This is a genomic window from Ileibacterium valens (assembly GCF_001945525.1).
Taxonomy (GTDB): domain Bacteria; phylum Bacillota_I; class Bacilli_A; order Erysipelotrichales; family Erysipelotrichaceae; genus Ileibacterium; species Ileibacterium valens.
In genome coordinates this window covers 1-12,078 of the sequence record NZ_MPJW01000135.1, presented here as the reverse complement: position 1 = coordinate 12,078, position 12,078 = coordinate 1, and the positions used below count along the sequence as shown (strand labels likewise).

The 12,078-nt window shown below is 40.9% G+C and carries 10 protein-coding genes; all 10 read right to left on the bottom strand.

Going from position 1 to position 12,078, the window contains the following annotated elements; translation table 11 throughout:
• Positions 1–266: 266 nt before the first annotated feature.
• The 10 genes from fba to BO222_RS13480 all read right to left on the bottom strand — a co-directional run bounded on the left by fba (position 267) and on the right by BO222_RS13480 (position 11,575).
• Positions 267–1,133 carry a class II fructose-1,6-bisphosphate aldolase gene (gene fba, locus BO222_RS06700; protein ID WP_075819529.1) on the bottom strand — a complete coding sequence of 289 codons (867 nt, stop codon included), beginning with the start codon at positions 1,131–1,133 and terminating at the stop codon, positions 267–269.
• Positions 1,134–1,484: 351 nt separating this feature from the next.
• Positions 1,485–1,793, bottom strand: coding sequence for a YtxH domain-containing protein (locus BO222_RS06695; protein ID WP_075819527.1), 309 nt, complete (start codon positions 1,791–1,793; stop codon positions 1,485–1,487).
• Between the two features lie 173 nt (positions 1,794–1,966).
• Positions 1,967–2,902, bottom strand: coding sequence for an ATP-binding protein (locus BO222_RS06690; protein ID WP_075819525.1), 936 nt, complete (start codon positions 2,900–2,902; stop codon positions 1,967–1,969).
• Between the two features lie 246 nt (positions 2,903–3,148).
• On the bottom strand, positions 3,149–4,399 hold the full coding sequence (locus tag BO222_RS06685) for a DnaD domain protein (RefSeq protein ID WP_075819523.1): 1,251 nt from the start codon (positions 4,397–4,399) through the stop codon (positions 3,149–3,151).
• Positions 4,400–4,742: 343 nt separating this feature from the next.
• On the bottom strand, positions 4,743–5,336 hold the full coding sequence (gene coaE / locus BO222_RS06680; protein ID WP_083647712.1) for a dephospho-CoA kinase: 594 nt from the start codon (positions 5,334–5,336) through the stop codon (positions 4,743–4,745).
• Complete coding sequence (mutM, locus tag BO222_RS06675; RefSeq protein WP_075819521.1) at positions 5,309–6,148, bottom strand: DNA-formamidopyrimidine glycosylase; 840 nt, start codon at positions 6,146–6,148, stop codon at positions 5,309–5,311. Before mutM ends, coaE begins: the two co-directional genes overlap by 28 nt.
• Positions 6,148–8,742, bottom strand: a complete 2,595-nt coding sequence (gene polA, locus BO222_RS06670) for a DNA polymerase I (protein WP_075819519.1) — start codon at positions 8,740–8,742, stop codon at positions 6,148–6,150. The genes mutM and polA overlap by 1 nt, the downstream gene beginning before the upstream one ends.
• 166 nt (positions 8,743–8,908) lie before the next feature.
• Entirely contained in the window at positions 8,909–9,487 is a 579-nt protein-coding gene (locus BO222_RS06665; RefSeq protein WP_075819517.1) for a hypothetical protein, read from the bottom strand.
• On the bottom strand, positions 9,484–10,320 hold the full coding sequence (mreC, locus tag BO222_RS06660; protein ID WP_233131219.1) for a rod shape-determining protein MreC: 837 nt from the start codon (positions 10,318–10,320) through the stop codon (positions 9,484–9,486). Before mreC ends, BO222_RS06665 begins: the two co-directional genes overlap by 4 nt.
• Before the next feature lie 277 nt (positions 10,321–10,597).
• A complete protein-coding gene (locus BO222_RS13480; protein WP_143356963.1) occupies positions 10,598–11,575 on the bottom strand; it encodes a M15 family metallopeptidase in 978 nt (325 codons plus the stop codon).
• Positions 11,576–12,078: the final 503 nt, after the last annotated feature.

The following is a 12,078-nucleotide window of genomic DNA, read 5'->3' as shown; positions in this document are numbered from 1 at the left end:
GATTTTATAACATCAGATTGTGCCAGATGATGCTAAGGAAAACTATGAGCAGATTCAGGAAATGGCAAAAAAGTTCTGAATGTCTATTTAATTGTAATCGATCTGAAGCTTTTATGAAGTCCATACATAAAGAGGAGGGATAATATGCGGCTTCTTTTTTCAATCGAACGCCATTTAAAAGCTTAAAACTTCGTAAAACAAGCAAAAAAGAAGGTGAGGAAATTCCCCACCTTCTGAATAGCAATTATTCAATAATAATGATCGATTTAAGCTTTTCCAGCAGAACCGAAGTAGTTTACTACGTAGTCTTCAACCAGAGCCTGGATTGCATCTGCACCTGGTTTAAGCAGTTTACGTGGGTCGTATCCTTTTGGTTTATCAATTCCACCGTCTTCGATGTACTTCTTAGTAGCATCTGCGAAAACGATCTGGCATTCAGTGTTTACATTCACTTTGGAAACACCAAGAGTGATTGCTTCTTTAACCATTTCCTGTGGAATTCCAGATCCGCCGTGCAGTACGAGTGGTTTTCCATTAGTAGTTTTCTGAATTTCAGCAAGAACGTCAAAGTTCAGACCTGCCCAGTTAGCTGGGTATTTGCCGTGAATGTTACCGATACCTGCAGCAAGGAAATCAACGCCAAGATCAGCGATCGTTCCGCATTCAACTGGATCAGCAAGTTCGCCGTTAGAAACAACGCCGTCTTCTTCTCCACCGATTCCACCAACTTCGCATTCAATGGATACACCTTTTGAATGAGCCAATTCAATCAGTTCTTTGGATTTAGCCATGTTTTCTTCGAATGGATAATGAGATCCATCGAACATAACAGATGTAAAGCCAGCTTCGATCGCTTTCTTTGCACCTTCGTAAGTTCCGTGGTCAAGATGAATAGCAACTGGTACAGTGATGTTGTAGAATTCCATGATATTCTTAACCATGTCAACAGCATTCTTGTAACCGCACATGTATTTAGCTGCACCTTCAGAAACTCCGAGCATTACTGGAGACTGTTTTGCTTCGCAGCCTAAAAGGATCGCTTTGATCCATTCCATGTTGTTAATGTTGAAAGCACCAATTGCGTAGTGACCTTCGTGAGCTTTGTTAATCATTTCTGTAGCTGATACTAACATTACTCATTTTCCTCCTTGTATATGTTTCACAAGAATAGTTTACTCTAATCGAAACTTCTTGAAAAGAATTTTTCATTTTGTAAACTCATTCAGTTTTTTTCTATGTTAATCCCAATCCTTTCAAGATTGGTTTCCGAGTTTTTTTCTTGTGTAATGCAATTCTCATGAAATATCACAAATTACCTTACTTTAACTTTTAAAAAAAGTAAAGAAAAAGTCCCATCGAAATCAATCGATGGGACTTTTCCTGCTTATGTGCTTCAAAGTTCTGAAAAGAAGTCAAATCATGCAAGCCTTCAAATCGAAGAAATTCAACCCTTTTCATTGTTGAAAAACAATAGATGTTTTCGATTATTCAACGTCTTTTTTAACGTCATCGACAGCGTTTTCTGTATCTTCTACGAGATCTTCAGTTCCGTCTTTAACGTCGTTGGCAGCGTCATCCGCAGTGTCTTTAATTTCATCTTTTGCTGCTTCAGCAGTATCTTTTACATCTTCAGCAGCTTTATCGATATCATCTTCGGCCTTTGCAGCATCGTCTTTTACCTGGTCTTCGACTTTTTCTTCTTCCGTCTTAGCAGGTTCAGAGCTGCATCCGAATACGGACAGAGCAAGAACGCCAGCCAGAGAGAATGCTTCAACAGCATTTCTGATTTTCATCGTTCACATCTCCTTTTGGATGACTGATGTCATCTACCTGCACATCCTAAATACACATGATTTTTATGTCATTTGATTTGATTGTCTTCAAACTCAAAACGATGTTTCCGCTTTCATTTTTCGATTTTAAGACAACACCCGTTTTGACTGCCCTTGGCAGACTTTCAGAAACCTTATTTAACTCCACCAAGATTTGTTGGATGAATTCTGCGGCTTTCACCAGCCAGAAGAACCGGCATGGACAGCGTTTTAATTCGATCCATCAGACGTAAAGCCGCGACTTCTGAATCGTTTTCGTATTTAAACAGATAATGGTTGATCAGATTTTCAAGTGCCAGATTGCTGGAAAAATATGTCTTTTTCTTTTGATTCATTCTTTCATCAAGGATTGGAAACAGGATTTCATCCCGGGTCCAGGGAGTTGCTGCTTCCGAGCCGATATCGTCAAGAATTAAAACATCGCAATGACTCAGATCCCACAACAGTTCTTTTTTGTATTGTTCATCTGCCAAATTCTGCTTTAATTCACTGATCATTCTTGGAAAACGAACAAAGCACACACTCTGGTCTGCCTTTGCGTATTCGTTGGCAAGACCTGATAGCAGATAACTTTTCCCAGTCCCTGCCTGTCCATATAGATAGACTCCAAATTTCATATCAAAACTTCCAAGCAGAGTAACCGCCGCATTAATATAGGCCTGAGGTTCTGCAGGCGAAATTTCAGGCAGATTGACAAGGTGTCCATTGGCATCCATATGATTGATCCAGAAGTTTCTCAGATGAGCATCTCTTTTTTCCTGCTCCTGCCTGTATCTGCAGGGTCTGAGAACTTCCGTCATGTAGCCATCTTCATCGAATTCGAGTTCTTTGCTCATTCCTGCAATTCCCTTTTTTGCATAGGCACAATTACTCAGACCCACACATTCATAACAGGTTTCCTGGTTTTTAAGCCAGTCTGTAAGAATAGACGAATGATCTTCAAGAAATTTCAGATTCTTTTTATTCTGAGAAAGCAGACTGACAATTTTTTTATTTTTTCGCAAAGCTTCAATCTGCTGCTTTCTGTAAGCCACCGCTTCCGGTGATAGATTTTCATAGGGATTTTTCATGTCGGTCCCCTTTCCTTAGAATCCACTATCTAGAGAATCTACTATCCAGGCCAGATGATTCAATTCAATCGTTTGATCACTTGCTCTTAAGTATCTTCACTTTATTTACCGTTGTATTCTTGTTCTCGCACTCTTTTTAATCTTTTATACATGTATTCTTGATTTTGATTGCAGTTAGAATGCTTAACTGCTTCATCAATAATTTAAAAGGCAGAATACTCCAGGAATATTTAAGATTAGAGTTTATTATTTTTTAAATTTAGCCTGCAGTTCCTTGAGCCGGGCCACCAGTTCTTCACTGGCAGGTACCTGCTCCTGGCTTGCTGTTTCCTTGTACCAGTCTGGCAGTGTGCTGCCATCGGCTTTAAGAGGCTGGCTGTTCTTACTTTTCGAATTTTTATTGATTTCTTTGAACAGCCCCTGATTATTGATAAATGCCAAAGCCTGTTCACGAGTTGAAATGTTATTTCTGGCCCAGACGTTGGCTTCGCGGCGAATGATTTTTGGAATAAACTTCATTTCACAGTTTTGCAGACAATAATCAAGCAATGTATTCATCACTTCATTGGAAAAAGCGAACTGTTCACACAGCTTGCGGATAAAATCCTTTTCATCCGGCATGGCTTCAGAACCGTTTTTCTGCAGTCTTTCATAATAGCTAATCGGCGGAAGCTGATAAGGCGATTTTCTGGCCACCTCATCAAGTTGTGGGTTTCTTTTCCTTGAATATTTCAGATCATTTTCCATCTGATCAAAGTTGAATCCGGTTTTATTTTCATTGGTATACCTGGAAGCCAGACGCCGCATATCCTCTTCCTTGATTCCATAAATATTGGCCAGCATAGCGATTTTTTCCTTATTCGCATCCGTACGAAGTCTCGAAGGCAAAGTCCGGTCAGCTCCTCGAAAAAAGATCTGCCAGTTGAATGGGTAGGAGAAATCGAGACGCTCTGGCTTTTGCTTTTGCATGGCCATCTCTTTTTCCATCGTCCAGTGTGAATCAAGACGTTCCGTCTGAATCTTTTCAGAAATATTGGTCAGATCCTTTACAGAGTAGTCCAGCGAATAAAGAGACTTAATCTTCTGAACATATGAACTGTTCATTTCGCTTACGAACAGTCTTCCGAAAATATCATGACGTAAAAAATCACGTGGACTTTTTGGAGGGATGATATACATCAGTAATTCCGTTTCATCTTCATTCGCATAGGTTGCCATCAGTGAAAAGCGCTCAAGCTCTTTTCGACACTGAGTAAACAGTCCGATGTTCATTCCCGTATAGTTCAGAAGATCTTCCATACGATAATTTTCACGCAGCTCTGCCAGCGAGACCAAAACCGTATAGAGAAGGTATGGACGGACTTTAATGAGCGGGCGGTAGAGCAGGCTTAAATACCCCAATGATTTTGAAGAAAGTCCATCACTCATCTTCAGCACACAGGAAACCTTTGTCTGTTCTGGCTGCATGTTTGCACTGAATGTTCCCATTTCGCTCATATACACTTCCCCTTTTTTCTGAATTATCTTCATTTTTAATCGATACAGGATTCATCATATTACTTTGCGGGTTCTGATTCAAAGATTCATCGATGCATAAAAGCCCGATTGAACACGAAAAAATTCAACGCGTTCTGATCGGGCTTGATTTCTAAATATCTTTAATTTCTTAAATAGCCTATACAAAATGATCCTGCTGAATCAGCTTTCAGTTAGTATTTCAGCTTCCCTGAAAGTTTCCAAATGACTCACAGGACGAGTTGAATCCAGATCAACGTCTAATTTGCACGGCTTTCTTTCAGATCCGACCGGAAGACTATAAAAAGCTAAAACACAGTTTCCATCAGGAATGAAGTTTTTCAAGCAGTACATCAAGCTGTGCCTTCAAATCGTTCAGGGATCCATCATTTGTGATTACACGATCAGCCAACTCTATTTTTAAGGAATCCGGCATCTGATGCTTTCTTCTGGCCAGCTGCTGTTCGATATCGATATGACGATTCTGCTTTGTTCTGGCTAATGCAACAGGTTCTGAAGCAGTGACTGTCCAGGTTTCATCAAATCGATCCTGAAGATTCAATTCGAATAAAAGAGGAACTTCGATTACACAGTCTTCTGTCTGTCTGTTAGCCCATTCATCCATTTCTTCGAGAATGAGAGGATGCAGAATTCTTTCATACTGCTTTTTATATTTCGGATTTGAGAAAACAAGCTCTGCAGTTTTCTGTTTATCCTGAAAGCCATTCGGGTCTACATAAAGCATTCCAGCCTCTTTCAGGCTTTCATATCCCTTATTTCCTGGTTCAAGTAGTCTGGCTGATAATTCATCGCAATCGATCGCTGCTAGTCGATCTGAAAGCAGTTTTCGTACGGTGCTTTTTCCAGAACCCATGGTTCCGGTCAGGCCGATCACTTTCTTATCTGACAGGCTGGACATACATAAGTACTCCTTTGATTGACGATCACTTTTTCAATCGTTCCATGACATCTCGAACAGATTTCCTCTGATTTCTGGTGGACTTTGAGTGAATCCTGGTAAGTTCCGCTAAGATGATTGCCATATTCAAAACTCCTGATCGTCGTTCCACCGCTTTTCACACTTTCAGAAAGAATCTGTTTAGCCGCATCTACGATTTTCTTGCAGTCTTCAAGATCCAGATGACTCGATATGCTTCTTGGATCCAGACCCGCATCGAAGAGTATTTCATCGGCATAAATGTTCCCGATTCCTGCCACAATGGACTGATTTAAAAGTGAAGTTTTGATTGCACATTTTCTATTCTTCAGCTTATTGTGCAAATACTTTGCACTGAACTGATCTGAAAGAACATCCGGGCCAACCTTATCAAAAGCAGGCAGCGAATAATAATCCTCTGTTCTGGGATAAACCTGCATTCGCCCAAACTTTCTCGTATCCATGTATAGAAGCCATTTCCCATTATCCAGATGAAACTTCGCATGAATATGCTTGTTAATCTTAGGATCTTCTGGGATCTTATCTTCAATCAGAAATTTACCTTCCATACGCAGATGAGAAATCCAATCGAGATCATCGAGTTCAAAAACAAGGTATTTCCCATGCCTGAAGAATTTATGAAATGTCTGATTAGTCAGTTTCTTTTCCATCTCATGATAATCCATGTTGCCGGAAAGTTTAGGATGGCTGATTTCGACTGAAGTAATCTTATGATTCTGCAGCTGTTCCTGAAGATAATTCAGCACATTCTGGACTTCTGGTGCTTCTGGCATTATTTCGCCTCATACCAGGTCTTGCCTGTATTGACAGAAGCCTGTAATGGAACATTCAGCTTCATTGCCGAATCCATCACTTCAGGAATCAGCTTCTGCATCAGTTCAAGTTCATCTTCCGGAACTCTGAAGATCAGTTCATCATGAATCTGTAAAAGCATTTTACTTTTCAGGTTCTTTTCTTTAATAGCCTGATCCATCCTTAACATGGCAATCTTGATCAGATCGGCAGCCGACCCCTGAATCGGAGCGTTCATGGCTGCGCGTTTTCCAAATTCGCGGGTCATGAAGTTTTTATCTTTTATTTCCGGGATGTATCGGCGTCTGTGCATTAAGGTTTCAACATATCCGTTTTCTTCGCATCCACTGATCAGACCATCCATAAAACGATGAATATTGGGATAGCTCTGGAAATAAGCGCGAATGAAGTTTCGTGCCTGAACTCTGGAAATGTTCAGCTCCTGAGAAAGACCAAATTCGGTCTGACCATAAATAATGGCAAAGTTCACTGTTTTTGCGGTCCGGCGCTGAGCATCTGTCACCTGGTCGGGTTCAACGCCAAAGATGATGGATGCCGTCCGATTGTGAATATCAATCCCTTCCTGGAACGCTTCGATCATGAATTCTTCATTGGCCATATGAGCGAGCATTCTCAATTCGACCTGGGAATAGTCAGCAGAAATGAAATAGTCGTTTTCTGGAGCGACAAACGCCTTTCGAATCTCTCTTCCCTCTTCTGACTTGATCGAAATATTCTGAAGGTTTGGATCTGAGCTGGAAAGTCTTCCGGTCTGTGTCATAGTCTGATTGAAGGTTGTATAGATCTTGTCATCAATAATGTATTTTTTCAGTCCATCGACGTAGGTAGTCACAATCTTGGAATACATTCGATACTCGAGAATATCTTCAATGATTGGATGGGCGTCTCTGAGCTTTTCAAGAACCTCGGCAGCGGTCGACCGCTTTTTCGTGCTTGATTTCAGCTTCAGCTCATCAAAGAGGACTTCTCCTAGCTGTTTTGGAGAACCGATATTAAAGGTATGGCCTGCATATCCATATATTCTCTGAGCGATTTCATCCATTCTGGCCTGATAGTTTTTACCGATTTCGAGCAGAATGGACTTGCTGATGGAAATGCCCTGGCATTCCATTTCGTAAAGAACCCGGGCCAGTGGAAATTCAACATCCCAATACAGTTCATGCAGATTTTCATCTTCGATCAAGGCAAAGAGCTTCTGATCAAGGGCCGGCAGCTCACTGATCCATTTTCCGAAAACCGGAATGGCTCTTTCTTCGGTAAATCCACCCAGTGATTTCTTATTCAGGTCTTTCAGAGAAACCGGCAGCGTGATTTCACAGGCTTCTAAAAGAGCTTCCAGACTGGTTGCTTGAGAATAAAGCAAAAAGGCCGCTAAGTGAAGATCCTTTTGAAAATTCGGAAGAGCAAACCCATTGCGATCAAATAAATGGAGGCTTTCCTTCACATTCCATGTGGTGATCTTTCTTCCATTTTCAAGCAGCTTTTTAAAACTATCATCTTTTAATGCATCCTCTTTATTGAGGTAATAAACCTTATCTGCTTCTTTTTTTGGCGAATTTTCACAAAGCATAAAACCAAACAGGCTCTGCTCCATAAATGGTTTCTGGTCGGCGACCGGCATCAGGATGATTTCATCTTCAGCAGTAAACGGACACTCTGAAGTATGAATAATACTTGCGGATTTGCTTTCCTCAGGCTGTGTTGGAAGTGAAGTCAGTAAGGAGCGCATTTCATATTTCTGATAAAACGTATTTGGATTTTTCTCGTTTGGATTATACATCAGATCGGCAATATCAAAAGGCAGCTTCATCTGAGTAAAGATGGTTGCAAGTTCCTTGGACAGAAGAGCCGAATCCCTGCCTTCTTCGAGATATTCATGACGTTTGCCTTTAATTTCGTCAAGATGGGCATAGGTTTCTTCAATGCTTCCATATTTATGAAGCAATAACAGAGCTGTCTTTTCTCCAATATGTTTAACCCCCGGGATATTATCAGATGGATCCCCCATCAGCCCCTTGAGATCGATAATCTGAATTGGTTTAAGACCATACTGTTCATCAATGGCTGCCTCATCCATCACCGCCATTTGATTGACTCCCTTTTTCATCATCAAAACTTTCGTATGATCATTGACCAGCTGCAGCAGATCCTTATCACCAGTCAGAATAGAAACGTCCATATCTTCGGCTGCTTTAGCCATTGAACCGATGATGTCGTCCGCTTCATATCCTTCCTGCTCATAACGGACAATTCCATTTTCGTCCAGGAATTCACGTACAATCGGCATCTGGACGATCAGTTCTTCATCCAAAGGCTTTCTGGTTCCTTTATAGTCATCAAATTTATCGTGCCGGAAGGTTTTCTTGCCAGCATCCCATGCGACCAGAATGGCATCCGGCTGCATGGTGGAGATGGCTTTGTTCAGCATGGAAATAAAACCGAAAACCGCATTGGTTGGAATTCCGGTCGATGTACTCATCGGATTGGTATAAATTGTCGAATAGTAGGCTCTGAACAAGACAGAGTTTCCATCGACAAGCAAAAGCTTTTTCATAGCGTATTTCCTTTCAGCAAAGTTATAATCAGTGCTTTTCCCTTTCATCTTATCACTAAGCTGCCTGCCTTTTTAACGGACAGAACCTTTCGGATCTCTCGAAAAAAGTCCTGCTTTCACCAGAAGGCAGGACTTCGACTTTACAATTGTCTATACGTTTTTTGAATTACAAATATTCGGTGGCTTTCTGAGCTTGCATTTTAGCCAGCAGCTTCTTTTCATGCTTTCTTTCCAGATGTCGCTGAATCAGGAAGAATCGAACCATTACATTATCTGCAAACATGACGGTCACAATACAAATTGCGCTCACAAAGATCGTGACAGCCTCCATTCGATAAAGCCAGAAGAAAAAGCTGACACCAATGGCTCCTGCACTTCTCATCCACAGATAAGAGAAGAGATCAAAAACTGTAACCATCAGCAGGTAGACCAGAAACTGTCTGGTATGGTTATTCATCCAGTTCTGAAAGAAGCCGATCAGGACGGCTAATCCAACAAACGAAACCCAGATAAAGAGCGATCCGCTTCCAAAAAGCATGCCATAAGCAATGGCTGCTAATGAGCTGATCAGAAAGCGAAGCAGGATTGGCTTATCACGAACAAAAACAAGCAATCCAATCAGATACCAGTGCCAGAGGATGGAAAATCCGGTGTATTGAAAGTTTAGCGGCAGGCCGTAAGAAAGAACTGAGTCCAGCAGTCCCAAAACCGAAAAACCGATCAGAATTGCTGTCTTTTTTCTCATGAAATGACTCCGTTGCCAATAACGGTCACATAAGTAAAAGAATTCATATTTTTTACAGGCTGAACATAGATGGTCGAGATGATCGCATCATCACTCATCTTTACACCTGTAACTGCTCCGATATAAATACCGGAAGGATAGTTCCCGCCCTTACCGGAAGTAGAAACCAGCTGCCCTGGAGAAACGAGTGCTTCATGATCAAACAAAGTCACTTCATAGCGGTTTTCCCTGGCATCATATCCACGAAGAACTCCTTCAACTGAACTTCCATCCTCAAGGGAAATCTGTACGGCAATATCGTTTGTCATTTCACTTGAACTGAGCAGACGAACTACCGAGGTATTATTCTGAACAGATTCAACAAGTCCGACGGCTCCATCACTTGATACAACCAGCATATTTTCTTCAATCGAAGAAGAACTTCCAGCCGAGATTGTAAACGTCTGATCCCATGCATCAAGAGGTCTGGAAATGACTCTGCAGGAAACTTCAACCGCCGCTTCCTGAGCATTTTTCATTTCGATCAGTCCTTCGAGCTCTGCATTCTTACTTCGTTCTTCTTCGTAAAGAGTCTGATAGGATCTCTGGTCTGCCAGCTGCTGATTCAAATACTCATTGTCATCATAAACATGCCAGAGATTGGCGACATCCTGGATCATGCTTCCAGCTGATGTCAGAGGATAGTCAATCAATCCATATTTAATATAGGTCCAGGCACTGTAGCCGAGATTTGATATCGTCTTCTGCCTGAGTCCCAACATGGCGCACGAGATTACAATCAATAACACATTGGCAATGATCAGCCCTCGCTGAAGCTTGGTAAATCGTCTCATCTGATCGTCCTTTCTTTCGGTTCAAAGTATCTAACCAATTATACAACGCCCCTTAAGACGGAAGATGTGATTTTCCTCTTACAAAATCAAACAGATGATATTTTCGGGAAATTTCCTGTCTCTTTAAGTGTTTTCGAAATTTAAATTTTTCTTCGTATTTCTCTTCGAATTACTTTGGGCGTTCAGTTTCGTTGCTGAGTATTCAATTGATTTATGGGAGGTTTATTTGAAAGTATCAAAAAGATCAAACGAAACACAAGAACATAAAAAAAAGGGGCTATGCATAGTCCCCTCCTTCTACATCAAGATATTCTTCCAGAGTAATTCCTTTGGACATGATTTCTCTTGCCGCTTCTTCTCCGACATATCGTAAATGCCATGGCTCATATGAATAACCGGTAACATCTTCCTTATCCTGTGGATAGCGAACGATAAATCCATAGTCAGCACAATTTTCTCTGATCCATGCAGCTTCTGGTTCACTGGTAATTAATTCGCCGGCGGTATTGATCAAATCGTGGGTCAATCCAGTCTGATGTTCAGAATAACCAGGTCTGGCTGAAATCTTATCCGCTTCTTCTACACCATATTGTTCTACATAGCCGTTATACAGCTGTTCCTGATAGGTGTAGTCTCTAAAACCAGAAGTTGTATTCTGAACATCCAATCCGTGAGACTGCATTGCAGCGATTAATTCCTGAACTTTCTGTTCTGCGAGAGGATCATTGCCTGGATTAAAGTCAGCAGGCAATGGATGTTTCTTGTTTGAGATCAGAATTCCATCAACAACTGTCGTTCCATTTTCAATGGAAACCTGATGTTTTTGCGAAACTGACGGTTCAGAAGATTCGGCGCTCTGTTTGGCCAGGACTACGACAGAAACTTTGTGTTTATTTCCATCCGCATCCATAACGTCAATGGTGTAGGTTCCTGGCACATAATTTCCCTGATCATCTTTTGCAATGGAATCTTCAAAACTCAGATCTGTTGCACTGAAGCCTCCGTTTACAAAGTCTTCGGAGGTCAGTTGATGATCCGTAGAAATTTCTATGGTGGTAATTTCTGAACTATTATGCGATGCAGTTTGGCCAGGAACTTTGTGGCATGAACTGAGTTTCAGAACTAAAAAAATCACCAGCACTAACAGCAGAAGCAGAACAACACCCAGCAGTATTCTCCGATTTCGAATTCGTCTCTTTCTTCTTTTTCTGGCTTCTGGTGATCTTGGATTATGATGTTCTGTATTTTTTGTCATTCTTATCCCCCTGAAATAGCTGGACTCTTCAAGAATTGATCGCTTTGATTCTGGTAATGAGCTAAGAAGAGTTATTGTTATTTTATACTGAGTTATATTTCCTTTATATCACAATTTTATAGTCTCTTATATATTTTCGTACTCTGTTATTCAATCTGTTTTTTTATTTCTGATCAATTCATTACTTTAAATTTTCAAAAGGTAATCTGAATTTATTTAGTTCTTTATTCGCAGAGAAGTAATACTTATTGACATAAAAAATTTCCAATGTCGTTAAGTTAAGGAGTGTCTTCCATGCGGAATTCGCTCCTCGTTTTTTTGATTTTTAACACAAGCAGTGGAGTTGCTCCAAAAGTTTATAAATTATCCGAATATGGCACTTGACAGACCGAAGCTCGGAACTAATCCATAATCCGAAGGATTTCGGAGGTGGTTATTTTGACCCATTCGAAATCCCCTAAACAGTATCGCCAAATCTTCTATTCTTACCTGGACGGTCTGGC